This window comes from Vagococcus fluvialis bH819, assembly GCF_900163795.1.
Classification (GTDB): Bacteria; Bacillota; Bacilli; order Lactobacillales; family Vagococcaceae; genus Vagococcus; species Vagococcus fluvialis_A.
In genome coordinates this window covers 134,261-160,679 of record NZ_FWFD01000013.1, presented here as the reverse complement: position 1 = coordinate 160,679, position 26,419 = coordinate 134,261, and the positions used below count along the sequence as shown (strand labels likewise).

At 32.0% G+C, this 26,419-nt stretch carries 23 protein-coding genes; 2 read left to right on the top strand and 21 right to left on the bottom strand.

The genetic code is table 11. The features are described 5' to 3' along the window. Positions 1-2 precede the first annotated feature (2 nt). Positions 3-557: a BMC domain-containing protein gene (locus tag FM121_RS08990; RefSeq protein WP_086951821.1), complete on the top strand. Its 555-nt coding sequence runs from the start codon at positions 3-5 to the stop codon at positions 555-557. A 141-nt stretch (positions 558-698) separates the two neighbouring features. After that, positions 699-2,438: an ABC transporter ATP-binding protein gene (locus FM121_RS08985; RefSeq protein ID WP_086951820.1), complete on the top strand. Its 1,740-nt coding sequence runs from the start codon at positions 699-701 to the stop codon at positions 2,436-2,438. A 68-nt stretch (positions 2,439-2,506) separates the two neighbouring features. Here the strand turns inward: FM121_RS08985 and FM121_RS08980 are convergent, their stop codons facing one another. The 21 genes from FM121_RS08980 to FM121_RS08885 all read right to left on the bottom strand — a co-directional run bounded on the left by FM121_RS08980 (position 2,507) and on the right by FM121_RS08885 (position 26,016). After that, positions 2,507-2,830, bottom strand: a complete 324-nt coding sequence (locus FM121_RS08980) for a hypothetical protein (protein ID WP_086951819.1) — start codon at positions 2,828-2,830, stop codon at positions 2,507-2,509. A gap of 3 nt (positions 2,831-2,833) precedes the next feature. Continuing rightward, the gene (locus FM121_RS08975; protein WP_086951818.1) at positions 2,834-3,811 is read right to left on the bottom strand and encodes an NADPH:quinone reductase; all 978 of its coding nucleotides are present in this window, start codon (positions 3,809-3,811) and stop codon (positions 2,834-2,836) included. 180 nt (positions 3,812-3,991) lie between these two features. Next, positions 3,992-4,141 carry a hypothetical protein gene (locus tag FM121_RS14455; RefSeq protein WP_179203843.1) on the bottom strand — a complete coding sequence of 50 codons (150 nt, stop codon included), beginning with the start codon at positions 4,139-4,141 and terminating at the stop codon, positions 3,992-3,994. A gap of 193 nt (positions 4,142-4,334) precedes the next feature. Next, entirely contained in the window at positions 4,335-5,051 is a 717-nt protein-coding gene (locus FM121_RS08970; RefSeq protein ID WP_086951817.1) for a YebC/PmpR family DNA-binding transcriptional regulator, read from the bottom strand. A gap of 199 nt (positions 5,052-5,250) precedes the next feature. Then, the gene (locus tag FM121_RS08965) at positions 5,251-5,571 is read right to left on the bottom strand and encodes a DsrE/DsrF/TusD sulfur relay family protein (RefSeq protein ID WP_086951816.1); all 321 of its coding nucleotides are present in this window, start codon (positions 5,569-5,571) and stop codon (positions 5,251-5,253) included. Positions 5,572-5,733: 162 nt separating this feature from the next. After that, entirely contained in the window at positions 5,734-7,491 is a 1,758-nt protein-coding gene (locus tag FM121_RS08960) for a flavocytochrome c (RefSeq protein WP_086951815.1), read from the bottom strand. A 357-nt stretch (positions 7,492-7,848) separates the two neighbouring features. Beyond that, positions 7,849-8,976: a class C sortase gene (locus tag FM121_RS08955; protein WP_086951814.1), complete on the bottom strand. Its 1,128-nt coding sequence runs from the start codon at positions 8,974-8,976 to the stop codon at positions 7,849-7,851. Continuing rightward, a complete protein-coding gene (locus FM121_RS08950; RefSeq protein ID WP_256958439.1) occupies positions 8,958-10,127 on the bottom strand; it encodes a class C sortase in 1,170 nt (389 codons plus the stop codon). The genes FM121_RS08955 and FM121_RS08950 overlap by 19 nt, the downstream gene beginning before the upstream one ends. 142 nt (positions 10,128-10,269) lie before the next feature. Then, the gene (locus FM121_RS08945) at positions 10,270-11,859 is read right to left on the bottom strand and encodes a SpaH/EbpB family LPXTG-anchored major pilin (RefSeq protein ID WP_256958438.1); all 1,590 of its coding nucleotides are present in this window, start codon (positions 11,857-11,859) and stop codon (positions 10,270-10,272) included. A gap of 29 nt (positions 11,860-11,888) precedes the next feature. Then, the gene (locus FM121_RS08940) at positions 11,889-12,566 is read right to left on the bottom strand and encodes an LPXTG cell wall anchor domain-containing protein (protein ID WP_086951813.1); all 678 of its coding nucleotides are present in this window, start codon (positions 12,564-12,566) and stop codon (positions 11,889-11,891) included. Next, the gene (locus FM121_RS08935; RefSeq protein ID WP_179203842.1) at positions 12,563-15,655 is read right to left on the bottom strand and encodes a SpaA isopeptide-forming pilin-related protein; all 3,093 of its coding nucleotides are present in this window, start codon (positions 15,653-15,655) and stop codon (positions 12,563-12,565) included. Before FM121_RS08935 ends, FM121_RS08940 begins: the two co-directional genes overlap by 4 nt. A 352-nt stretch (positions 15,656-16,007) precedes the next feature. Continuing rightward, positions 16,008-17,141, bottom strand: a complete 1,134-nt coding sequence (locus tag FM121_RS08930) for a tyrosine-type recombinase/integrase (RefSeq protein WP_086951811.1) — start codon at positions 17,139-17,141, stop codon at positions 16,008-16,010. Positions 17,142-17,653: 512 nt separating this feature from the next. Beyond that, positions 17,654-18,811, bottom strand: a complete 1,158-nt coding sequence (grdD, locus tag FM121_RS08925; protein ID WP_218778629.1) for a glycine/sarcosine/betaine reductase complex component C subunit alpha — start codon at positions 18,809-18,811, stop codon at positions 17,654-17,656. Between the two features lie 11 nt (positions 18,812-18,822). After that, entirely contained in the window at positions 18,823-20,358 is a 1,536-nt protein-coding gene (gene grdC / locus FM121_RS08920) for a glycine/sarcosine/betaine reductase complex component C subunit beta (RefSeq protein WP_086951810.1), read from the bottom strand. A gap of 185 nt (positions 20,359-20,543) precedes the next feature. Continuing rightward, positions 20,544-21,011, bottom strand: a complete 468-nt coding sequence (gene grdA / locus FM121_RS08915) for a glycine/sarcosine/betaine reductase complex selenoprotein A (RefSeq protein ID WP_086951809.1) — start codon at positions 21,009-21,011, stop codon at positions 20,544-20,546. A 16-nt stretch (positions 21,012-21,027) separates the two neighbouring features. After that, complete coding sequence (trxA, locus tag FM121_RS08910) at positions 21,028-21,351, bottom strand: thioredoxin TrxA (protein ID WP_086951808.1); 324 nt, start codon at positions 21,349-21,351, stop codon at positions 21,028-21,030. 20 nt (positions 21,352-21,371) lie between these two features. Beyond that, on the bottom strand, positions 21,372-22,334 hold the full coding sequence (locus FM121_RS08905) for an NAD(P)/FAD-dependent oxidoreductase (RefSeq protein ID WP_179203841.1): 963 nt from the start codon (positions 22,332-22,334) through the stop codon (positions 21,372-21,374). 33 nt (positions 22,335-22,367) lie between these two features. After that, positions 22,368-23,669, bottom strand: coding sequence for a glycine reductase complex selenoprotein B (gene grdB, locus FM121_RS08900; RefSeq protein WP_086951807.1), 1,302 nt, complete (start codon positions 23,667-23,669; stop codon positions 22,368-22,370). Positions 23,670-23,752: 83 nt separating this feature from the next. Next, positions 23,753-24,220 (bottom strand): glycine/sarcosine/betaine reductase complex selenoprotein A, encoded by a 468-nt coding sequence (gene grdA, locus FM121_RS08895; RefSeq protein ID WP_086951806.1) that lies wholly within the window; start codon positions 24,218-24,220, stop codon positions 23,753-23,755. A 27-nt stretch (positions 24,221-24,247) separates the two neighbouring features. Next, the gene (locus FM121_RS08890) at positions 24,248-25,534 is read right to left on the bottom strand and encodes a glycine/sarcosine/betaine reductase component B subunit (protein ID WP_086951805.1); all 1,287 of its coding nucleotides are present in this window, start codon (positions 25,532-25,534) and stop codon (positions 24,248-24,250) included. 101 nt (positions 25,535-25,635) lie between these two features. After that, positions 25,636-26,016 (bottom strand): GrdX family protein, encoded by a 381-nt coding sequence (locus tag FM121_RS08885; protein WP_086951804.1) that lies wholly within the window; start codon positions 26,014-26,016, stop codon positions 25,636-25,638. Positions 26,017-26,419: the final 403 nt, after the last annotated feature.

The window sequence follows — 26,419 nt, the reverse complement described above, 5'->3', positions numbered from 1 at the left end:
TTATGGCAATTGATACATTAGGTTTTTTAGAATTAAATAGTATTGCTAAAGGAATTGAAGCAGTTGATTATATGTTAAAAGCTGCCGAATGTGAGTTAATTTCTGCCAAAGCAAGTTGTCCTGGTAAATATTATATTTTAATCTCCGGACGAGTTGACTCTATTAGTCAGTCTATCGAAGAAGGCGCTAGGATTGGTGGAATGCACGTGGTTGGTAAATTAATCATACCTAGAATTGATCCACAAGTTATTCGTGCGATTAATATGACTCATATCCCTGAAAATACAAAAGCCATTGGTGCGATTGAGTATTACTCTGCAGCCGGCTCAATTGTGGCTGCTGATTTCGCTGTAAAGGCAGCTAATGTTGATTTAATTAGTTTACAGCTCGCTACAGGAATTGCTGGAAAATCATTTGTTGTTATAACAGGTGATGTGGATGCTGTTAAAGCTGCTGTTGAAGCTGGAATTGAAGGCGCTAAGGATGAGGCTATGATTATCAACCATATTGTTTTACCTAATCCAAGAAAAGAATTAATTAATAGTCTAGTATTTTAATTAACTAAAAACTAAAACACTCTTAAAGTAAGAAAATACCCTTAACTTTAAGAGTGTTTTTTATGGATTAAATTGACTTTTTGATGAAACGAGAATATGGTTATTTTAATGAGAAACTCTTACTAGAAGGAGGCGAACTTTATGGATAAAAATGATAATATTTTAAGCATGCTTCGTTTTTTAGCTCGCTCATTAAAAGAAGATAAAATGAAACTTTTTATCAGCTTCATTTTACTATTAGGTATTTCTTTTTTTGAATTCAATATTCCTCAAATTACTCAAAAGATTATTGATCAGGCCATTCCACAAAAATCGATGTCACTCATTGGTTATCAAGTCGGATTATTATTAATTTGTGCTTTTTTCCTAAGCTGTCTTACTTATGCTTCAACTATGATCATGAGTCGTTTAAGTCAAAGCATGATCACACAATTACGCAATGATTTATATCAACATTTATTACGTCTGGATTTTTCTTTTTTTGAAAATGCTAAAACTGGAGACTTAATGACTCGATTAACGAGTGATGTTAAAACACTTCAGGATTTAATTTCACCTCAAAGTTTAAAATTAATTTCTAATTTATTCACATTTATTTTTATTTACGGATTTATGTTGTTTCAAGATGTCATCTTAACATTACTGATTACCATAACTTTTCCACTACTCTACCTGTTAAATTTATTTTTTAGTAAACACATTAAGCAAGCCTTTCGCAAAGTCAGAGCATCAACTTCAGAAATCAATAATCATTTACAAAATAGTTTAACTTCTATTTTATTAATTAAAACCTTTGTTAACGAAAAAAACGAAAGCCAAACATTTAAAGAATTAAATGATAGAAATAAGGACAATTATATAGAGGCAATGTCTTATCAAACTATTTTTGCTCCAAGTATTGATTTAGTTAACTATCTAGGAATGGCAATTGTCCTACTATACTCAGGATATTCCATAACACAAGGTAAACAAACAATTGGTGAATTAGTGGCTTATCTAGCCTATTTAAAAATGCTTCAAACACCTATTCGCTCATTTACTCAAATGGTCAGTCGTTTTCAACAAGCTGTAGTCTCTTATAACAGAATTGTCGAGCTCTATGACGTAAAGCCAACTGTAATTGAGACCAAATCACCTTTGCGCTTATCTCAAATAAAAGAAGGCATTATATTTGATCAAGTTAATTTCAGCTATTCAAACGGACAACCTATTTTAAAAAATGTTTCTTTTGAAATCAAACAAGGAAAAATGACGGCTCTTGTTGGCGTATCTGGATCAGGAAAAACAACAATTACTAAACTGATTGAAAGATTATATGATGTGACCAGTGGTTGTATTCTAATTGATAGTCAGCCTATTCAAGACTATACTTTGACTTCTCTTAGGCAACATATTAGTCTAGTCACCCAAGACATTGAGCTTATTGACGGTACTATTTTAGAAAACATTCTTTATGGATCAGAAGGAAAAACAGAAATTGAGGTGGAACATGCCGTAAAAGCTGCGAAATTAGCAGATTTTATTAGTTCTCTACCAGATAACATTCATACTGAAGTTGGAGAGCGAGGCATTAAACTTTCTGGTGGGCAAAAACAACGAATTGCCATTGCTAGAACCTTTTTGAAAAATGCCCCCCTGCTTATCTTAGATGAGGCAACCGCTTCGTTAGATAATGAATCAGAACGCTATATCCAGGCTTCATTGGATTCTTTATTAAGTCATCGAACCTCTTTAGTCATCGCCCACCGTTTGTCAACGATTCAAAAAGCGGATCAAATTATTGTCATGGAAGATGGACAAGTTGTTGAAATTGGGACTCACGAAACATTATTAAACAAATCCGGTAGATATCAAAAGCTTTATGATGCTCAGTTTACCTAAAAAAGGACTCAGAAAAACAAGATCAACATCTCCTGTTTTTCTGAGTCTTTATTTTAACTAGTCATCTATTACTTGGAGCTAATTGCCTGTTGAAATTTTCCAATCAATTCATTAAGTCTTACTTGAATTTTTTCGCCTGTTTCCTCGCTTACTTCATACATTTCTGTTGGAGTAACTCCTAAATCAATTAATTGGATTGGTTGCCAATTATTATTTTCTTTTTTTAATGTAATTTGAGGATTGACCACACTTCCACCACAAGGATCCATTAAAAGAAAAGCTAGTTCAACTTCTGTGTCCGATAATTCTCTGATTCGGTAGTAACCATTACCTAGATAGGTTTTATCAGAAGTAATATGTTGCTGTAATTCCTTTAATAAACTATCTTTCATTGTTTACTCATCCACCTTCATCACAATTTTACCTAGTGCTTGGCGCTCACTCATAACAAAATCTTGTGCTTTGTCAACTTCTTTAAGTGAAAAACTCTGTTCAATGACTGGTTTAACTCCTGATTTTAAAGCTGCCACAAGTTGATAACTATTTTCCTTACGTTCTTTTTCTGTCATGTTAGCTGAAATAAAGCCCATCACCTGAACATCTTTACTCATCATCAATCGAGGGTTAATCGTTACTTCACCACGATTCCCCACAATGACTACTCGTCCATTTAATGCCATGACTTCTAAATCTTTACCTAAATTGACATTAGCCAACATTTCAATAATCACATCAATCCCATGATGATTCGTGATTTTTTCAATGACTGACAGATAGTTTTCATCTCGATGATTCAGTACAAAGTCCACATCTAATTTTTTAAGCATCGCCATTCCGTTACTACTTCCAGCTGTTGCAATCACAATCGCTCCATGTAATTTGGCTAGTTGAACTGCTATATTTCCCACACCACCAGTTGCACCGTGGATTAAAACAAACTCCCCAGGTTTTATTTTTCCTTTTTGATGAAGAGCATGAACAGCAGTCATTCCCGTTGTTCCAAGTGCCGCCCCTTCTTCAAAATTTAAATTATCAGGTAATGGATAAATAAAGTCAGTACTACAAATAATTTCTTCAGCATATGTACCCCGTCGGTTATTTCCATTTACTGAAACAAACACTCGATCACCGATTTTAAAATTAGAGACTTCTTTCCCGACTTCCTCAATAATTCCTGCCCCATCTTTCCCTGGCGTATACGGTAACTCTGGTAAAAGACTATAGGTACCCTGGCGAATATAGGTTTCAACCGGATTAATTCCTATTGATCTTAAAGATATTTTTACTTCTTTATCACCAACAGCGACTTCTTCTAATTGTGTATAGGTTAAAACATCACTACTACCAAATTCTGAAACTAAAATACCTTTCATGTCATCCGTCCTTTTTTAATTGATATGGTTATTATATACTAACAAGGGGAAAACATGGAAAGAGAACATTTGCCATGAAGAGAATTTTAGCCTTAATTTAAATATAAACATGCAGTGAAAAACGATTAGATTGAATGATTACATCTAATCGCTTTAAATTTACAACAAACGGACTATACCTTACCTAGGAAGTGCTAGCCATAAAGAAACTAACAAACAAAGACCACCAGCCAATTTAAAAAATACATTAAACCGTTTATTCACTTTATTTCCAACAAAATATGAAACTAAACCTAAACATAATAGAGAAATCATTATCCAAAATCCCATAGTACCCCTCCTTTGTTTCATTGTATCAATTAAAGGTTAAGAACTTGGTAAGATTAGTATGTTTATTTTTAATTTTATATTAAGTTTGAACAACTATTATTATGGAATAATCATTTTATTACTAAGTTTCGTTTATTGAACTATGTTAAAAAACGATTAGATTGAGTCACCCCCAATCTAATCGCCTTTCGTTCTAGTCTAGTTCTACATTATGATATATACTTTGTACGTCTTCTAAATCATCTAAAGCATCCATCATTTTTTCAAAATTAGCTAAGTCATCTCCAGTTAACTCAACTTCACTTTGGGCTAACATTTGGATTTCAGCTACTGAAAATTCTTCAATCCCTTTTTCTTTTAACGCTTCTTGAATCGCATGAAAATCTATAGAATCACCATAAACGATGATTTGACCTTCTTCTTCAAAAACATCACGAACATCAATTTCTTTTTCCATTAAGAATTCAAAAATTTCATCCACGTCAGTTCCTGCAAAACCAAAGATAGCTGTGTTATCAAACATATAAGCAACAGCTCCAGAAACGCCCATATTACCACCATTTTTATTGAAGGCAGAGCGAACATCTGCTACAGTACGATTCACGTTATTGGTTAAAGTATCTACGATAACCATTGAACCATTAGGACCGAACCCTTCATAACGTAATTCAGAATAAGTTTCATCTCCAGAGCCCTTAGCTTTTTCGATTGCACGATCAATAATGTGTTTTGGTACATTATAAGTTTTAGCACGCTCAATAACGAAACGTAATTTTTGGTTAGAATGCGGATCAGGTTCACCTGATTTTGCTGCTGCATAAATCTCAATACCGAATTTTGCATAAATTTTACTGTTATTAGCGTCCTTAGCCGTTTTCTTAGCGACAATATTTGCCCATTTACGTCCCATAATTTCACTTCACTTTCTTATATTCTTTTTTAGTTGCCTATTTTTTTCAAAATATCCTGCTTCATTATACTCGCATTAACGTAATTATCCTAGTGTTTTATCAATAAAAAATCAAAATATCGTGAATTTATTCTTTTAGTTATTTCCTTTTTTACTATCCTAAAATGAAATTACATTGTAAAGGCAACTTTTTATTATGCTAAAAAGTAATGACTTTATCTGCCCACTCAACCATCTCCACACAATCAATCATCGTTGAAATTGGACAAGCTGTTTCTTTATCTAAATGACGTGAAATTAAACATGTACCACAAGCTAATAATTCACCTTTTAATTCCGTAAATTTTGTCAACTGCTCCACAACATCATACTGTTCATCTATAATTGATTCAATCTCAACAGCTTCTCCCATTAGAAATAATTTAACTTTGTGTCCTTGTTTTAGAGAGGTCACACAAAAACGTACTGCATTCCACGCTTTTTCATGCTCCTTTGTTTCTAGAATAATACCAAATCTCATATTTTCTCCTCCTCGTGAATTTATACACTATCAGTTTAACATAGAAATAGGGTGGGTCAAAAGTCGTTTTGCTCCAAGCAACTTTTTATCCCCTGACTATCAAATATTATTCGTATAAATAATAAAGAGGATGACTTTTTGGTCACCCTCTTAAACTATTTATTATTTTGTTACTTCTTCCCCTGCAATGCGTCCAAAAACAATAATATCAGCAATTGCATCAGAGCCTAAACGGTTTGTACCATGTACGTCACCTGTTACTTCTCCTGCTGCATAAACGTGAGGAATCACTTTTTTATCACCATCAACTAATTGCGCTTTAGTATTAATTGTTAATCCACCCATTGTATGGTGAACAGCTGGAATTGATTTCATGATATAGTATGGACCTTCACCAAAGGCAACTAACTCACCACGTTTGTTGAAGTCTTTATCTTTTCCATCTTTTGCATATTGATTGTAAGTATCTACCGTTTTTTGTAGTTCCTTAGCATCAATTTCAAAATGTTTTGCTGCTTCTTCAACTGTATCTGCTTTTACTAAAAGACCACGATTGATTAAACTTTCGTATTCTTTTTTATGTGTTTTATCTACTTTAGATTTATCCATTGCTGCTTGATCCCAGAACATATATGAATGTCCGTCAGATTGTTTTGTCACAGCTTTTGAAATCACATCACGACGTTCTAATTCTTCCACAAAACGTTTACCTTCTTTGTTAACTAAAATTGATAAACCTTCCATACGAACGTCACCCACATATAATAAACGACCAGTTTCAGGATCACAGGTTGGGTATGTTTGGATATATTCCATATCTGTTGTACCAGCACCAATGTCTTCACCAATCACAATCCCGTCTCCCATACTACCTGTACTTGTTGTTGACAGAATTTTTTCATCCATATCTTTATTATATTTTTTACGCATTTCTAAGTTAGCACCAAATCCACCAGAAGCGACAACTATTCCCTTTTTAGCTGAGAAAGTAACATCTTTATCATTTACTTTTGCTTCTACTTGGTTGAAATCATCTTTACCGTCTTTAGCAGTAATTTTTTTAGCGTCTGCGTTAGTTAATAACGTTACACCGCTATCTTTTGCTTTTTTCTCTAATTTCTTAACTAATTCGGCACCTGAAGCATTTTTTGGAACTAAACTTCTCTTAACGGAATGACCACCAAAGAATAATAAATAATCTTCAAATTCAACTTTTACATCATCTCTTAGCCATTCTGCAGCTGATAAAGCATTATCCGCTAAAACACGAACCAATTCAGGATCATTTTCAGCGTCCCCACCTTTGATAATATCTTCATAAAACTGATCATTACTATCTTTAATATTTTGTTCTTTTTGTAACCAGTTACCAGGAGCCGCCATTTCACCGCCTGAAATCATCGTGTTTCCACCGAGAACTGGTAGTTTTTCTAGTAATACAACTTCGCTTCCTTTTTCTGCAGCAGTAATAGCAGCTGAAAGCCCCGCACCACCACCACCAATGACTACAACATCATAATCTGTTTTACTAACTTCTTTTGCTTTAGGTAAGTTAGCTTTCACTTTTGACATTGCCGCAATATCGACACTTGATTTTTCAAGAGCATTTTTTACTGCATCAACAACTGCTTTACTTGTTGACGAAGCTCCTGTCACAGCATCCACGTCTAATCCCTGATCTTTAATAATTGCATCAGGAATTTGTTTTAAAGCCAAATCTGAAACCCCATCGGTCTCACTACTTTCAATGACTTTAATGTTCTCAATTGCGTCTTTTTTAACAGTCACTTCAACTTTGATTGGACCGTTAGCTCCTTTTGCTTCACCAACAAACTTACCATCCTTTGAACTACCAGACGAGCAAGCCACTAATGTGAATAAAAGAATACCGACAAATAACCTTTGTAACGTCTTTCTCATAAAAAATCTTCCTCCTAAATTTGTTAACTCGACTATTATAAGTTATAAATTTCACAAAATCAATCTTTGATGTAACCGTATTATTTTTGCTCATAAAAAAATAGTGTCAACGCTTGTGAACATCAACACTATATTAGTCTCCCAATTATATTATTAAACATATTTCAAGTTATTTGTGTATTATAAAAATTATATAATTTATTTTCCAAAAAAAATTATTTCAGTATCTTTTCTTTAAAATATATCCATTTGTTATAATAAACATACTATTTATATATATAATGTACTCTGATACCTTAAATAATTAATTAACTTATTAGGTAAACGAAAATACCCAGACAAAAAAGATTGTAAAAATTATCGCAAATTTATTTTAATTTCATTTTTATTATTATTGTAACTATATTTTAAAGCTTTTTGATCTACTTTATATATTTTAAAATCACCTTTTTTATTTTTTACTCTTATCTTTAAAAGTAAACTATTATTTAAATTTAATTCAAGTTCATCACTTGACAAGTTTGAATACTTTAATATCCGTTTATTATTTTTCCCTATTCTATTTCCAGTCTTTTTTATTTTTTTATTAGTTATATATAAATCTACTTTGTCATTTAAACAAGCGCCAGTTACTTTAATAGTCAGCTTAAATTTTCTTTTACTCAAATTGATCCGTTTAAAAAAATTAACCAAATTAAAAATAAAAAATAAAATAAAACCAATTGACAAAATAATGATCAATATTTCTTTTAACTTTCGAAATTTATCCTGTTTTTTTTTATCTTTTTTAACCTTATTTTGATATGGCACCCTCTTACCAGTCACAAGTAAGCGATGAGAGTTAATCATATAAGGTGTGCATGTAACTAATGTAACCAAATCTTGATTATCAACTATCAATAATGAGCTTGTTTCATTTGGTTCAACCACACTAATATTTTTAACCTCATATGCTAAGGTTTCATCAGGAAGTTCTAATAAAAAAATATCCTTTTTTTTCAATTTAGGAAGATGCGTAAATAATTCTCTATTAGGTAGCCCTCTATGTGCAGAAATAACAGCATGGTTATTTTTTTCTCCAACAGGATAGGATGTTCCATCAACAACTGTTGCTCCTACATCAAGTGTTCTAGAGTTTGTTGTATCAAACAAAGGTACTTCTATTCTGATTTTTGGTATATTTACTTTTCCAAGGTAATGCTTTTTCAAATATATGTCATCTCGATTATCATTTTTAGTACTAGGCTGATTAAAAACATCTTCTGTCATTGTCATTCCCGACTCCGCAATTTTTTTATTCTTCTCAACTAACTCCTCTCTTTGCTTTTTTAATTCTTGTTTACTTTTCTCTTGGTAGTTCTCGATTCTAATTGAATCAATAAAATTATTTAAAGAATTAATATAAAATGGATAAAACATAACAAGCGTTCCTGTGAAAAAAATGATTCTAATTAATAGTTGTGACTTCACATTCTTCTTAGCCATTTTTTCTCCTTTGATTTAAGGTCAATAGTATAAATTCTATTTCTTTTTTTTCTTACAGATAGCAAACTTTTAGGTGAAACAATAACAAAATTTTTATCTGATAACCTATAACTTCTAGCTTTTATTTTAGGGATATTTTCTTCATTAACTACTACAATGTCATATTTTCCACCAAATACTTTTTTAAATTTGACTAATCCTTTTTTATTACTTTTTACTTGACGATTTTTTTCTGAATATTTATTGTTTTTATGAACCAATTGAAAGACCACACCTTTAATAGGTTTTTTATTTTCCATTATATAAAAAGATAATTCATACAATTTTTTTGTACTTTTATAAAATCTTATTTTCCACCAAAACCAATAAATGATTAACGATAAAATAATTGGTATCCCTACAAAAAAAGAATAAAATTTTCGTTTATGATAATTTTCAGCTTTTTTAATTTGTTGACTTATTTCATTTTTTTTAATAGGTACTCTTTTCCCAGTGACTAACAGGCGATGAGTATTAACAGCATAAGGGGTACACGTAACTAATGTAACTAACTCTTTGCCCTTTTGAATATCTAACTTATCAATAGCATCTGGCTTAACAACTTTTATATCAAAAATTTCATATGCGTTTTTCTGTCCATAAACATCTACTATGAATTCATTTTTCTTTTTTAATTTTTCAACATCAGTAAATAACTTTTTATTACTCAAACCACTATGCCCAGTAATTGCTGAGTGAGTATTCATACCTCCAATTGGATACGAGGTGCCTTGAAGAACCGTTGCCCCTACTTCTAATAATTCACTATTCGTTTCATCAAAAAGCGGTAAACTTACATTAATAGTGGGGATATAAATCGCTCCAATTTGATGTTTTTTTAAATAGTTTTTATCAATATTTTTTTCTTCTAAATTTATTTCTTTGAAAGGATCTTTTAAAATACCTTTTTCTAATTTTTCTTTTTTATTTTCTTCTTCTAGTTCTTTTAATCGCTCTTTTCTAATATTATCTGATTCTTTATTATTTGCATCTTGAAATTTTTCTAGATTTTTTTGATCATAATAATTATTAATTGAATCTGCAATGAAAGGATAACTAAATATAATCGCTCCTAATACAAATAATATCATCATTGAAGATTGTAAAACCACATTAATTCTTTCATTTTTATTTTTCCTAATTATTTTAATCACCTCAAAAAAAACTAATATAAATTAAGAGGCTATGACATAAATACCAACAGTATCGTCATCGCCCCTCATCTTTTTATTTACTTTTATTTATTTGTTTATTCTATGCTCTTTTTGTATTATTTGCTTTTTTGAACCAAAAATAAGCTGAAGCCATCATTAATGAACCAATTGCTAAAAAGGCATAAATTCCGTTACCACCAGTTGATGGTAAGATTCCTTTAGGTGTATTTTTTACTTCGCCTAAATTCTTAGTTCCCTCATATGATCCTTGAACAACATCAAATGTCACATCTTTAGTTAATTTAACATATTTATCAGAAGGTGCTTTTACCTCTTCCAATTGATATCCGCCCTGTTTAAGACCAATAACTGAAAAACTACCAACTGTTAAATCATATTTGTTATTTTTTGCTGCAGAAACAATTTTTGTAGCTTCATTTTTTTCATTTGTCCATTTAACAAACGCATATTCGCCTTTTTTGTTTACTTCAAATTCAGCAAATTCATTACCTTTTTTCACGATAAATTCTGCGCCTTCTAAGCCATCACCATTGTGAGAATCTGTTTTGATAAATTTCTTACCACCTGTTCCAAAGACAACCGGTACTTCTGGATCTTTTGGTGTAATTGATGGTTGTGGTTTATTGTCAACAGAAACAGTTGCGCTGTTGTTTTGAAGCTCATCTGGTCTTACTTCAGCAGTTAATTTCATGCTATAACTAATTTTTAATTTACCACCATTTAAACTTTTAACTGTATCACTTGTCATAATTAAATCAAATTGGAAACCATTTCCTTCTTTTTTAACATTATAATCTGTCCCAGCAATTAGGTCTTTTGACTCACCTTCATTGTTAATTCCTGATACTACAAATGGTGTTTCAATAAACTCTAATCCTTCAGAAGGTGTATCTAATACTGAATAACTTTCTGTTTTTGTCATATCAGCTGGTAAAGCTAAATCTAAATCAAATTCAATAACTGATCCAGTTACTAAATTCCAAAATGTTTTACCACCAACTTCAACTTTATCAAATTGATCTAAATTACTAACAGTTTTTTTATCTGTAGTAGTCTCATTTTTTGGATATAAATGAACATTTTCTAACGGATTTTCTGTATCATAAGTATCATTTTCAAATGCAAAAACTGGCATTGATAAAACGATTGGTGCTGATTTTTTACTGATTGTAATTGAATCTGGAGTTTTTGTTTCTACAAAAACATAGACAGCATCTATTTTTTGCTTATCATCAGATAGCTCCGCTGATTTTGTTGGCAATTTAGAAAATACAGCTAAGCCTTCAGCATCAGTTATAATTGATGTGATTTTGTTAGTTGCACCTGCATCTGGAGTAACATACTTATTACTTAATTCTTTACTTACATCTTCTTGATTAGCATTCTCAACTTTCATTAAATCATAATATTCTTTTGAAATATCATAAACAGTAAATTCAACTCCCTCAAAAGGCTTACCACCAAACTCCATTAAATTACCTGTATTTTGAGCGTCTTTTCCTTCTGGTTTAGTATCTCCTTCTTTGTATATTCTCTTATGTATTGTTACATCAACGTTGTCAGGAATATCAGCAGCATTAGCCGTTATACCTCCAAATAGACTTGTTAATAATGGTAAAAAGACAACCATTGAAAAAATTAAATTCCAAACTTTTCTCATTTTTTTCATTTCATATTCCTCAACTTTCCGATACTTTTTTAATTACTTTGTTTTTTCATTTTAAAATAAAATGAAGACGACATTAATAAAAATCCTAAAAATACAAAAACTGATTTTTCTTCACCAGTTTTTGGGAGATTCTTATGGTTTTTCTTTAAAGTCGGTGGATCTTTTTCTTTTAATTTTTCTTTTTCATCGTTTACTTTTTTAGGATACAAGTGTATTGTCGAAAGATACTCATTGGCTTTTACTGGATTCTCAACTGGTAGTATAACTAACATTGTTTGATAATATTTTATTTTTCGATTCCCTTTTTCAATAAATAAAATAGACTGTCCATCAAACGTATTTGACAAAGATAGTTCTGCAACACCTGTTTCACCAGCAAATTCATCTGCTCTAATTTCTCTAATAAACTTCGCTTCACTTAATATTTCTTTTTGAATTTGCTCTTTTGGCATATTCATTACACGACTCATCGTTTTTTCTTTATTATTTTGCTTTTCTACGTATAGTGTTACATCATAAACCTCAAAACTAATATCATCTAATTTTTGCTGTATTTCATTTTTTTCTTCTTGAGAGGTCGACTTATGCAAGATAAATTGTATTTTGGAGGAATTATTTTCTGCATAACTATTTTTTTTATTTGAAAAACCTATTGTGAAAGAAAGAACTAATATTATTAATAAAAAATATCTTTTTTTTATTTTCATACTAACTTCTCCTTTCGATTATAATACAAATAAAAAACTCCCAAAATTAAAACTAGTAATGAAATAGCGTATATTAAATTTCTACGAATTGGGTTTTTAGTTCCACCTGTATGTGGTAATATACCTTTTCTTTGATTCACTACTTGAATCGATATATTGTTCCCCATCTCTGTTATAACTTTAGATTGTTCTTCTCCATCTACAGTTACAATCCCTTCTTTAGTTATTACTACACTAATCGGTTTTTCTAAACCTACATACTCATTTGGACTTAATGTTTCTTCCAATTGATAATTTCCAGGCCTTAAATTTTTAAAAGTAAAAATATTACTATTTGGGTTATCAGATTCTTTTTCAACTTCATAAGACTCACCTAAAAAATTTTTACCTGATAATTTGAATATGACATTGGAAACTGGTCTATTGAAATTGTCTATTTTTTCAACAGTTAAATTAAAATCTTCTAACTCATTTACTATTTTGTTATCTTTTGGTAATCCTTCAATACTAAGCTTATTCATTTCTTTTTCGACTATTTCGAAAGTGATTTCTTTATGCTTCTTATATCCTAAGGCTGGTTTTGTCTCTTTTAATACATAATTTCCTACCGGGAGATTCAAAAAATTTATTTTTCCTTGCTGATCAGAAGTTATTTTATCTATCAATTGTTCTTCTGGATTTTTCCTAAATAAAGTAAATTCAACACCTGGAATTACTTGATTAGCTTCATTTACTTTTTCTAGCATTAAATCTGTTGTTAATAATTTATTAGTGATTACTATATTTTTATCCTTCATACTTCCGTCTACACTATCTTTTGATATCTTGGGATTAGAATAGCCATAAACATGTTGCTTGCCATCCGATATTTCAATAATTCTGTAAGAAATTAATTTTCCGAATTCTTCAATAGGTACCTTTTCAAATTGCCCTTTTAGATTTTCACCACTGGACTCTTTTTTTATGTTCTTCAATTGTCCTGGAACATCTGTCCAAATACCTTGATTATTTTTTCTTTGGAGCTGAAAACTTATATCTTTTCTTAAATTCCACTGATTTTCGCCATCTATCCATTTTTTTTCAAACGGAATACTCATTTGAGAAACTGGATGTTTTATTGAAGGCACAGCATAGTGATAATAATCTTTTCTCTTATTAAAAACATAAGTTGACCCATTTGTTGGGTAAAATTTCCCGTCTTTATACTCTGGCTTCAACTCAACTTCATATTCGATACGATACCCATCTAATTGTTTCAATGAATTTCCCATCGTAATATTGGATAAATGAAGTTCTGAATCATTTTCTTCAGTTATTATATTTTTAGCATATTTTGGGAAGTTAGCTGCATTGGGAGAAATAACTTTAATATCTCCATCTTTTACCATTAAGGCATAAGACTTTAAATTTCCTTTGTAGTCAACATATTGACTCATTGGATCAATGACTTCTGCATTTAACAAAGGCCTAGTAAAAGAAATTGCAATATCTTTAAATACTTCTACAATTTCGCTGGTCCCATCGTCTGCTAAATAAAATTTATCCGCGCTAGAAGCAATTCTTTCCATCGTATTGATAGCATTGGTTACACCTTTTATACCAAATCCAATTGAGTAAACACTGATATCTGGATAATCAGATTTTAATTTATTCGAATAATGTACTGTTGCATCGGCTACTTCTTGGCTGCCCTTATTTTCATAAAATCGATCTTTATTTTCATAGCTTTTTTGAGAATAAGTTAAAACATAGTGGTCTTTACTCTTCTCATTAACTTGAACTTTATGATCATTTCTTTTTTCCTTAATTGCAGTATAAGGAGCACCATCTGTTAAAACGACCATAATTTTTTCTGCTTCCGGTCTTGCTCCATAATCAAAATCAGTATTGTATAGAACATCCGATCCAGCTTTCAAGCCCATTGTTATCGGTGTCCCAGATACTGGATCCCTTGTTAAAACCTTACTCGAATTTATTTCTTTTGGATCGGAACTAAAAGCTCCATTTTTAAATTTGGATACTTCAGATTGAATTTCTTTTGTAGTTCCTCGTTCGCTCTCCGGCATTCCCCAGTAGTTCGCTAATGCAACGCGGATATTATCGCCGTCTTTTTCTTCAAATAGTTCTTTTGTAAATTCCTCTACAGCAGCGATCATATTATTATTTCGATTATTATTTTTCATACTAGAAGATTTATCTAAAACTAAGACAATATCAAGCGGTTTTTTTTCTATTTCGACGCCACTTAGAAGATCTAACTGAATCTTAAATTGATTTTCTTCATTAGAAGGCATCACTGTTTTTTTTAATAGCGCGTTACCGTAGTCGTGATAGCCTCGATCAAAGCCAGTCCCCTTATTTATGACATTAGTTACTTTTTGATTACCTTCAGTATTTTCAAATCCAAAATTAAAATTAATTAATTGTTGATTAGTTAAACCACCAATATATTGGTTCGTAGAGTGATTGATATAATTACCTAATTGATTATTTTGATACTCAAAGGGGTCCTGAATAGTTCTCAAATTATTTATTTCCATTTTGTTTGTTTTTTTGTTTTCTTTTTGAAACGTAATCTGTTCCTTTATATTATCAATGTCATTAAAGGTTAAGTAGTGTGGACCTTCAATGTTTTTTTTTAGAATATCTTTATTTATGCTTTCGCTTTCGATATTTTTATGGTCCATTTGAATTTCAATACTGATATTGGGATTATCAGTAATAAAATCAACTGAACCATCCGGCTCACTACTATTCACTTCTATTAAACTCAAATCACCTTTATAAAAATTGCTATCAAAATGTAGTTCAGAATTATATTCAACGTGTTCTCCATCTGATTTTATTTTGAATTTCATTTGATATTCGTTTGATTTTTCTTGCTTCTTTTTATTGAAAAACACATGCCAAGTATACTGATCATTAACTTTTTCAACATTCGTTTCCATATATAATTCGGGACTTTCAATTGTTTGTTGATTTTCTCTAGTACTATTCACAGCATTAACTTTTTTGATTCCAAAAAATTGAGTAGTGATTGTTAAAAAAATAACAAGAAAGATCATCCAATTAATTCTTTTATTAGCCAATGTCATCCTCCTTTCTTTAGATCTTCTTTAACTCTCTCTTCAATTATTGAATCACAAATTGAAATTTAATAATTTTTTTCCTCCTTTCTTTTTTTAGGATTGCTACTAAATTTTTTTCAAAAAATCGATAAAAATTCATATTTTTTTGATATTATCTTTTAGTAGTCTGTGAAGACTATCTTCTTGGAATATCTTATTCCAAGAAATCACTTGTTTAACAAAGACTTAATCACATATATTAATCTATTTGACGGTCAGTTGACGGCTTAAAAAATAAAAAAACAACGCAAAATAAGTTTAATTTTGCATTGTTTTTTTATTTTTATTGATTCTATATTTCAATTTAAATAGATCAAATAATCTTTTTTTCATAGTATTCCATTTGTCTTTTTTCCATTTGATGGATCATTATTCTCTTTTGTCCAACCAAAGCATCAGTATAAATATCTAACGTCATTTTCACTGACTGATGCCCCAAAATAGAAGAGATAACACTTATATTTTCTTGAGCCTCTAAACATCTCGTTGCAAAAGTATGTCTGAGTTGATGGAAATGAACATTTTTCAATTCTGTATTATCAATCATTCTTTTAAAGCGATATCCTAGTAATCTTGGCTCCACTGGTCGACCATTAACTTCAAAAACAAATTTTTGATGTCCTTTTATTTTGAACCATTTTAGTAATCTTTTTTTAGTATCTTTTCCTATAGGTACAATACGATTTGAGCCAATTGTTTTAGTATCACTTAAGACTAGTTTTGATTTACTACCAAGTCCCATAATAGGTACTCTTTGATAAGTATATTGAACTTTTATAATGTTTTTTTCAAAATCAATATTCGACCATTTCAAACCTGAAATTTCACCAATTCTTAATCCTGTATATAACGCAATTAAGCATGGTAGTCCATGTTCATCATGATTTGCTATGGTTTCTAATAATTTTTGTTCACTCATTGAAAGTGCCCTTATTTTTTTAATTTTGTTGCTCAAACTTCTAATATTCAAACTAATATCTTTAGGAATATAATTATTATTAAATGCGTGTTTAAGACTCTTTTTGACAATCCCAATACTTACATTAATTGTACTAGCTGATAACTCTTTTTTTTCTAAAACTTTAATTAAATTTTCAATATCATTTGTTGTTAAATCAAGTAATTCTTTTGTACCAATATAAGGAATTATATATCTATTTAATTTATACTGATAACTTGCATAAGTTGATAACTTAACTCTGTTCTCTACATTTTCTAGCATCCATAAAGATAGCCAATTCTCGACTGTACCATAATAATAATCTTTTTGATAATTATTTTTTTGATAATTATATTTTAGTTCATTTAATTTTATTTTTGTTTCTTTATATGTTTTACCATAAACATATCCGTATTTTAATTTGCCATTATCTTTTCTTCCTTTTTTATAACGACCTTCCCATCTACCATCTTTTCTTTTATAAATATTTTCCCCTCGTCTTGACATATAAAATATCCTTTTTTTATAAAATTTGACGGCTTTCTTGACGGCTTTCACCAAAAATCAATAATTATTATGATTATCAACCACAAACATAGGTTTATTAAACATATATCAATTAAATAGTTATGTATTTTTTATAAAAAATACATATTTAGTTGATAAAAAAATTTTTGTATTGTATATTATCCATAATAGGGATTGATTTTTGTTTATTTTCTTGGAATAAGATATTCCAAGAAACAACCATCTTTTATAGTACACATATATATTGATTTTCCTGTTCTTTTAATTGTTTTTTTAACATTTAAAAGTATTATATACTATTATCCACTAACTTTAGCTAAACATCAACCTTTGATACAATAAAACGAGATGAAATGTCATGTTTTCCATACATTTTATCTCGTTTTTATTGTATAAAAATGGAAGAACTCATCAAATGATTTTCATCATAAACTTTGATAAGTTCTCTAATTTAAAATGTTTTCTTCATTATTGAATCAAAAGAGGAATATTTATAAATATTTTTTCACTAATAACGTCTTCGCCTTTTCAATATTCTTTTCATTTACAAGAATAATCGGTCCTGTACACCCCATACCGCTTTCAGCATAGATGTTTTCTTTCCACAAAACAATCAACGCATCATCTAAATCAAGAACATCAATTCCCGAAATCTCTTTTGTGACAATTTCTTTTTTAGGAATACTCACTTGTTCTTCTGAAATAGGATTTTTCTGTTTTTGACTCAATTCGTCACATAACTCTAATAACTGTGCTTTTTTAGCTTGTGTGTATTCTTTTTTAGTCACATCTTTTAAATGACCTTTAGCAAGCTCGTAAGCATATTGAAGAGCATTAGCAATAACAGGAGCACCACTTGCCCTTGATATAATACAAACATTTTGGATCTCACTATCTCCTATACCTGGTCCATAACCATAACCAACTGCTTCATAGTTACCACCTGTTTGATACGCTGAAAAAATTTTCATCAAAAGATTCCCTGTTAAGCTATCACAAACCATTACATCAGGCGTTCCCATTAACAGATCATTCCCTCTCATGGTAATCGTACCATCTGCCCGCTGACTTTTAGAGAAAGTTAAATCATAGCCATTAGTTTTTAACTCTTTCAGCACTCGTTCCACAGAATTAGCGCCATCAATATTTAAAATACCAACTGTTGGTTCTTTAATGCCACATGTTTTTGCTGCAATAACACCATTAACTGTATTTTTCACCATGGCTTCGATGCGATTAGAACTGGTCGTTCCAGTTGTGGTGGCAATATACATCTCTTTACCTGTACTTGGTACAATCACTCGTCCAACTGTTGAAACACCTATTGGAAAATTATAGTGAAGTGTTACACACCCTTGAATAGTTCCATTAGATAATAGCTCTTCCATTTTCTGATGATTATCGGCGTCACATTTCGTTTCATAATACTCAAAATTTCCAGCCCAATCTACTTTCGTTCCAATTAATACGATTTTAAACATTGCTTTATTTTGAATGAGTCTAAGTGCTTCTTTCATGACAGCTGAACCATGTTCACTACCATCGATAGTTAAGCCAATCTTGATATCATCGTAATAGCGATCAGATTCTAATTTTTCAGCCATTTCTACTAAAATTTCACTCATAACTTCTTTTACTGAACTAGACACTCACTTCACCTCTAATCCTCTGATAATTTTTTAGCAAAATCTCGTAAGACTTCTGCGATTTCAGATTTTACTGTTTCTTTCATCGATCCATTATCTGTGTTAATTTTACCAGTATTTCTTTCTATAATAATCGATACACCATCAAATAAATTAGTCATACGACCTAAGAATAAAGAACCTTTACCAACAATCATCGCTCTATTCTTATCGCCAGTTGTTAAATCTTCCACAGCAAATCCTAGATAAGGTACACCACTAGGAATGTGTCCTTGAGTTGGTGCCCATCCTGGAATTGATTTTTCATTCACAAAAGTCATTAAATCTTTTTTCTCTAATTGTTTCTTCAAAACGCCGATTGCACCAATCATTTTTAGATTGGCTAAAGGTACGTCCCCTGCTCCGGCTGGTTTGGTAATATCTGGATTTTGCATCTCAACAGAATATACATCTACGTCCTTAACTGTTAAACCTGCTTTTAATAATGGGTCCGCAATTAAAGCACTCGTCACTGCTTGAGGGCTAGAGCCACTAGAAACAGTATGACGACCCACGTAATCTGTTCGAATAATTGGATGTATGCCGTCGTTCTCACTAATAAGTGTCGCAAATCCTCCCAGAACATCTTCTATAATAGGCAATCCTTTTGCTACATGGGATTTACCATTCATCCCTAATTTCGCAATTGCCCCACCAGCTACAATCACTACATTTTTAAATATCTCAGCCTTAACTAAGGAAGAGGCTGAAATAAGTGCATGTGTTGGCGCAGCACAAAAACTTCTTAAATCACTACCAGTCGCATTCACACAGCCACACATTTCAGCAATTGACTTAGCAAAGTTGCCTCCACCACGTTGATTCATATCTCCACAAGCTTCTTCGCTACATTCAATCACATAATCAATATCGCTTGGATTCATTCCTTTTTCATTTAATAAATGACGTAATGCTAAAACGCCACTTGCTTTAACTGAAAGATTTTCCAACATTACATGAGCGTTCAAATTCACATCAATTTCATGGGCACGAGTCACACAGCCTACTAATTTTTGGTTATAGTATAAGCCTTCTGCTTCATGCTCATTTAGTTGCTCTTGTAGCCAGTCTTGAGTTGTACCTTCTTTAATTTTGGCTACATCTTCTTTAAATAACTTATGATTAGATAACGATTCTCTTACATCATTGGCAAAGTCTTTTTCTAAATGAACTAATTCAAAAACATCACAAATCTGTAATAAGCCGTAAAATTCTAGTTCAGGCATAATCTCGCCTTTATCACTATATCTTTGCCCTTCAATCGTTTTATTATTTATCCAAGGTTGCTCCATCTCTTTTAATTCTTTATAATTTAAATTACCAATAAATGTTTGATTAGGTCCATAATTCACTACCTCATCATAAGTTCTCATATTATCGTAGAGTGTTCTTAGATATTCACTCTCTGGATTAGTTATTTTTTCTGTTGTTTGAGTTGTCCCATTGTGTTCAATCATATCCGGTGTATGAACTAGAACATAACTGCTTGCTTTTAAGACTGGGAAGTTCATTCTTTAAGCTCCTTCCTTGAAAGAAAGAGGTTGACTATCATGTCAGCCTCTCTTATTTTTTTATAATTTGAGTTCAAAAGGTAACTCCTTCGGTAACTTCACAATTCATAATCAATCCGAAAACTATGGATTGTTTATGAATTCCTCCAGTTACTCAGAGCAAAACGACTTTTTCACTACCATGTTTAGTATTTCGTGTATTCTTTTCTGATACTTGATACTTCTTCAATGATGTCGTCTACATCTAAAACCATTTCCATCATGCCGATTTGGTCTTCGTATATTGTTTCGTCTACAAATGCTTTGAATTCTGGTTCTACTACATGGTATACAGCTAAACCTAGCTGTTGATTGGTTAATGGACCTGCGTAAGTTGGATCTCCGTTTGTGACAGTTTCTGCAGCTAATCCTGCTGCTTCGCCTTCTGCTGCTCCGATTAATACGGCGACATTTTCTGCACCGTATTTTTCAGCTGCTTCTTTCACTCGACGTTGATTCTCTAAGTCCATTGCACCTGCTGCCGTTCAGACAAAGCATTCTGTTGAAGAGAAAATGACTTCAGTCGTTGTGCCTTCTAAACAGGTTTCAATAGCAAGTCCTGGGATGCCATCACGGTCGCCGATGACCACGATTTTTTTATTATCTAAAGACATAGTATTGCCTCCTTTATTAAATATATTTTTTAATCATTGCTTCGATATTTTCTTTTGTACAATCATCTTTAGCTACTTCATCAATTTTTTCACCATTTTGATAAATTGAAATAACAGGTAATCCCATTATTTTATGTTGAATACAGAAACGGCGTACTTTCTTTTGAGAAGTATTAAATTTGGTGAAATAAATTTTATCAGCATAAGTTTGTGATAATTCTTCAACTGTTGGCATAATAGCTAAACAGTTTTCACATGTTTCCCCCCACCAATCCACAAGAACTGGTTTGTCTTTTTTTAACACTTCTTCTTCGAAATTATCTACAGTCAATTCAATCATTTTTCTAGCTCCTTTACTTATTAGTTTATTGATTCAATATATTTTTGAGCAGAGTGAGCAGCAATTGCTCCATCACCTGCTGCCGTAATTACTTGACGTAAAGTTTTAGGTCTAATGTCGCCTGCTGCAAATACGCCAGTAAGTGACGTTGACATATCTTCTTTAGTTTTGATATAACCCCATTGATCTAAATCAAGCACCCCTTTATAAAGGTCTGTTTTAGGAATATAGCCAATAAAAACAAAGATACCAAATGTTCCGTCATCCTCATCTGCTACAATTTCAGTTGTTTCTCCTGTTTCAGTATTTTTAATCACCATTGATTCTACCAATCCATCTCCATGAATTTCTTCAATAACGGTATTGAATTTATACTCAATTTTTGAATTTTTCTTGGCCTGTTCAATGGCAATTTCGTCTGCTGTTAAGTGACCTAAATTTTGGAGAATCGTTACTTTTCTCGCAAAACTTGTAATAAATTCAGCTTCTTCTACAGCAGAATTTCCGCCACCAACAACATAAACTTCCAAATCCTCGAAGAAGGCTCCATCACAAGTCGCACAATAAGATACGCCCTTACCTTGAAGTTCTTTTTCACCATGACAGCCAATCGGTCTTGGAGTTGCTCCATTAGAACAAATTACAGCTCGTGCATCATAGGCTGTTCCATCTCCACAGATTACGCGCTTAATTGTTCCTTCTAAATCAAGAGACACGACATCTTTTCCAATTAAAATCTCAGCACCATAAGTTGTTGCTTGATCTGCCATTCGTTTGATCAATTGTGGTCCAGAAGGCTCTTTATCATCTGCTCCCATAACTGAGCCTGGGAAGTTAGCAATTTCATGAGTTAAAGCAATTTGCCCACCTAATTTGGTTTTTTCTAAAACTAAAACTTTTAATCTTGCACGAGCATTGTATAAAGCAGCCGTTAAACCAGATGGACCACCACCAATAATCACTACATCATAGATTTCTTCCAAAATAATCACTCCTTCAACTTATCAAATGCCTAATTATTCAAAAACAGTTTGCTCTTCAACTGGCGTTTCTAAAGCTTTTAAAGCTTTTTTAACCAATTTCATCCGAAGTTTTTTCTCTTCTTTTTCATCCAGGCTTGGGTTACCAAGTGGATGAGGAATCGCAATAGCTGGCACAATTCTATTAGCTCCAACTGTTAGGGAAATTGGCACGACTGTACAAATATGAACCACTGGAATACCTGTTTTTTCAATCTCTTTTACCATCGTTGCACCGCAACGAGTACAGGTACCTCAGGTGGATGTTAATATAACGGCATCTACCCCGTCTGCCACTAAATCTTTTGCAATTTCAGCCGCATATTTTTTGGCATTGGCAACAGAAGTTCCATTACCAACAGTTGTATAGAAATATGGATAAATCTCACCTATTTCGCCTGCTTGTTCTAATTCACGTAACACGTCTACTGGTAGAACACGGTCTGCATTTTGATTCGCATAAACTGGATCATAACCACCATGTGCTGTTTCGTAGGTACTTTCTGTTAAATCTGTCACACTAGAAATGTCATACTTACCAAATTTAGAAGCACTACTTGATTCAATATGATCCGGGTTGCCTTTAGGTACAATACCACCAGATGTTACTAAAGCTATTTTGGCATGTTTCATATCTTTAACTGGTTGACCTGGTTCAACATTATCAAAAACAGGCATCGGATACTCTGTCACAAACTCTTCACCTTTTAGTTTGCTTACTAACATATCTACAGCACGCTTAGATCCTCTGAATGACGTTTCATAATTTTTACGTCCACGTACAAAATAGCTGTCTTCTTCTGGAGTCACAGCTTCTTTATTTAATAATTTAAGTCCTAATTTAGAGATAATTGGAACAGCTTTCCGCATAGTTGCCGCACTATTTCCGACTTGAACGATGTACGCATCTTTTTTATACATATCAGTTCCAGGATTTTCTTCATAAAGACCTGTTACAGCTGGAATATTCATCTCTTCCATGACTGCTTTGGCAACTGCTCCACAAGCCATTCCGTAGCGACCTGCATTAAATCCAGGCCCTGCAATTACTAAATCTGGTTTATATGAAGCAATCATTTCCATGACTTCTTTTAACGCTGAGTCTAAATTTTCATTAAAATAACTATCCCCACAAATAACTGTTCCAACGATTTCTACGTCTTCACCTAAAGCGCCTTTAAAAGCAATCCCAGGTCCAACGATTTCAGCTTTTGTGCTTGGTTTAATATCTGCTTTTTCTTCTCCACCAATTCCAGCATAGAATTGATTGATATAATGAACTACTCTATATTTAGCCATCTTCTTCCTCCTTAAAAATCTTAATTCTTTTAAATTTAGCTCCTCCAGTTGCTCAGAGCAAAACGATTTTTTCACTACTTTAATTAATATTTCGAATATTCTTTCCTAATACTCGATACTTCTTCAATGATATCGTCTACATCTAAAACCATTTCCATCATGCCGATTTGGTCTTCGTATATTGTTTCGTCTACAAATGCTTTGAATTCTGGTTCTACTACATGGTATACAGCTAAACCTAGCTGTTGATTGGTTAATGGACCTGCGTAAGTTGGATCTCCGTTTGTGACAGTTTCTGCAGCTAATCCTGCTGCTTCGCCTTCTGCTGCTCCGATTAATACGGCGACATTTTCTGCACCATATTTTTCAGCTGCTTCTTTCACTCGACGTTGATTCTCTAAGTCCATTGCACCTGCTGCCGTTCAGACAAAGCATTCTGTTGAAGAGAAAACGACTTCAGTCGTTGTGCCTTCTAAACAGGTTTCAATAGCAAGTCCTGGGATGCCATCACGGTCACCAATGACCACGATTTTTTTATTATCTAAAGACATAGTATTGCCTCCTTATTATTTTATTTTTTAATAACCTTTTGCTGATGTTAAGTTAAAACCAATTTCATTTGTCGCTCCTGTAATTGCCTGAAGTTCAACTTCGATACTGCCATCTTCACGTAAACTACCGTCAAAACCACCAGCTATGACATCTACATAATCTAATTGACCAATTAATTTTTCCATTGGCGGTAAGACAATCACTTCATTCGCATTTCCACCAGTTACAACTGCGTCTGCTAATGGATCAGCATCCGCTAATGACTGACTAGCACCATCACGTCCTGCGTATTCATCCGTCACGATAACTGTTTTAATTTGTTTTTCTTCAATTTTTTTACAATTCATAATTAAGTCTGTATCTGGATTTCCAAAACCTTCTTGAGTGATAATGACACCATCTAGACCAAGATATTCTGCTATTTTAGACGAGAAATCACTTGATCTTACTTTGTCTGCTAAATAAACGGTTTCATTCGTAATAATAACGCCCATAAAGTTAATGTCTTTTCCGTGACGACTATATAAATCATGAATAACCGGATTATTTAAATGATGGTACGTTGTATTTTTATCACACGCTGATACACAATTTCCGCTTAAAATAGCACCATCCATTACTTCAGTTGGATAAAGGATCGTTGGAATAATATGCTTCGCATCTGCTCCGTAAACGTAGGTATCATGTAATAGTCCTTGTGTTTGTAGCATATAAACATAGCCTACTTTTGGTAAATCTGGGTATTGTTCAATTTGTTTTAATAAGGGTTGTGTTTCATATGTTGTCATATCATCAGGTTCAATTGTTTCACCTAATTTACCTAAAAGACTACCCACTTTAAGACCAGCAAATCGTGCGGCCTCTTCGTAAATATGAGGATCTAATCCTTCTATAGGTTCTAATACTAAACAAATATTATGTAATTTTGAGAAGGGTGTTTGCTCTGCCCCAGGTCCAGACATATCTACAATTCCTTCTTGGAAACCAACTATCTTACCAACTGTCATCACTGCACATCCTTTTAAGACATGAGTACGACCTTCACCAACACCACTCATTTTCCCTATCACACCTGGGAAAATTTCAGCTGTTGAATCTACTTTACATCTAGGTTCAATCACATCTTTAACTGGTGTGATTCGTGTTTTATCTCCAGGATTAGCAATTTCGATAGTACATTTACTGATACGATCATCTTCTAAAACAAAATCAATGATTTTTTGTTCATTAATATAAAGAGTATGATCAGCTATTTTATTTTCATCACTTTTAATAATTTTATTAATATTAATGTTTCCTAATTCTAACTTCATTCTCTCACCTCTATAGTATTTATTTAGTTAAAACAACGACAACAAATGGCACTTCCTTTCCATAAATATTTATGACAACCACATATGTGGGAGTTAATAAACTAATAAACAGGTATTCTTGTTAAGGTGTCCTTAATCAAATAGTAGTCAACAAAAGCAAAATCCTCTAAGACTTTTTCTGTCCAATTAGGTCGCATCTTGTTTTTCATAAACTTTTGATAGACTTCAATACCCTGATCAATATAATCTAAACTTTCTATATCAATAGCTCCTGTCAGACCTTTTTTTAATACGACTGATTTGTAGTAGGTTTCATTGGGTTTTATACTTCCACTTAAAGGATGTGTCAACAGGACCATCTTTTCCTCTATAATAAGACGTTTTACTTCTTCAAAAACCCCTCCATACTCTACTTCCAAATAACTCATCGGAACATCTTTTATTTTCTCGTTTACTTTTGGGTTATTCGTTATTAAAATCATCCATTCACCTCCAAAAAAATAGTCAGACAAACAAATTGGCTTTTCATGCTTTCACTGACGTAAAAATGCACAAAAAGTCATCTTGTTTCTCTGACTGTTTCATCCTATTTAATTGTTCCATCGAACAACCTTGTCCTTTTTTTGTTCTTTGTCATGTAAAATATGTCCACATTATAATCACCTCTCCCTTTTCATGTAATCGTTTTCTTTTATATGTTCATATTATCACAATTACGTGAGTTAGAAAGTTTTATTAAAAAATTCTCTTCATATTCTTAAAAAATAACTACTTTCAAGTCAAATTTTAATAAAATTATTATTTTCAGTACATTAATTAATTACTTGAGTCAATTGTTCATATTTATCTTAAAATAAAAACATACTCACTTCTTATTGAGTCGTC

Coding starts and splice junctions, on each gene's coding strand:
- FM121_RS08990 (WP_086951821.1), top strand. CDS start 3: ATGGCAATTGATACATTAGGTTTTTTAGAATTAAATAGTATTGCTAAA.
- FM121_RS08985 (WP_086951820.1), top strand. CDS start 699: ATGGATAAAAATGATAATATTTTAAGCATGCTTCGTTTTTTAGCTCGC.
- FM121_RS08980 (WP_086951819.1), bottom strand. CDS start 2,830: ATGAAAGATAGTTTATTAAAGGAATTACAGCAACATATTACTTCTGAT.
- FM121_RS08975 (WP_086951818.1), bottom strand. CDS start 3,811: ATGAAAGGTATTTTAGTTTCAGAATTTGGTAGTAGTGATGTTTTAACC.
- FM121_RS14455 (WP_179203843.1), bottom strand. CDS start 4,141: ATGGGATTTTGGATAATGATTTCTCTATTATGTTTAGGTTTAGTTTCA.
- FM121_RS08970 (WP_086951817.1), bottom strand. CDS start 5,051: ATGGGACGTAAATGGGCAAATATTGTCGCTAAGAAAACGGCTAAGGAC.
- FM121_RS08965 (WP_086951816.1), bottom strand. CDS start 5,571: ATGAGATTTGGTATTATTCTAGAAACAAAGGAGCATGAAAAAGCGTGG.
- FM121_RS08960 (WP_086951815.1), bottom strand. CDS start 7,491: ATGAGAAAGACGTTACAAAGGTTATTTGTCGGTATTCTTTTATTCACA.
- FM121_RS08955 (WP_086951814.1), bottom strand. CDS start 8,976: ATGGCTAAGAAGAATGTGAAGTCACAACTATTAATTAGAATCATTTTT.
- FM121_RS08945 (WP_256958438.1), bottom strand. CDS start 11,859: ATGAAAAAAATGAGAAAAGTTTGGAATTTAATTTTTTCAATGGTTGTC.
- FM121_RS08940 (WP_086951813.1), bottom strand. CDS start 12,566: ATGAAAATAAAAAAAAGATATTTTTTATTAATAATATTAGTTCTTTCT.
- FM121_RS08930 (WP_086951811.1), bottom strand. CDS start 17,141: ATGTCAAGACGAGGGGAAAATATTTATAAAAGAAAAGATGGTAGATGG.
- grdC (WP_086951810.1), bottom strand. CDS start 20,358: ATGAACTTCCCAGTCTTAAAAGCAAGCAGTTATGTTCTAGTTCATACA.
- trxA (WP_086951808.1), bottom strand. CDS start 21,351: ATGATTGAATTGACTGTAGATAATTTCGAAGAAGAAGTGTTAAAAAAA.
- FM121_RS08890 (WP_086951805.1), bottom strand. CDS start 25,534: ATGAAGTTAGAATTAGGAAACATTAATATTAATAAAATTATTAAAAGT.
- FM121_RS08885 (WP_086951804.1), bottom strand. CDS start 26,016: ATGATTTTAATAACGAATAACCCAAAAGTAAACGAGAAAATAAAAGAT.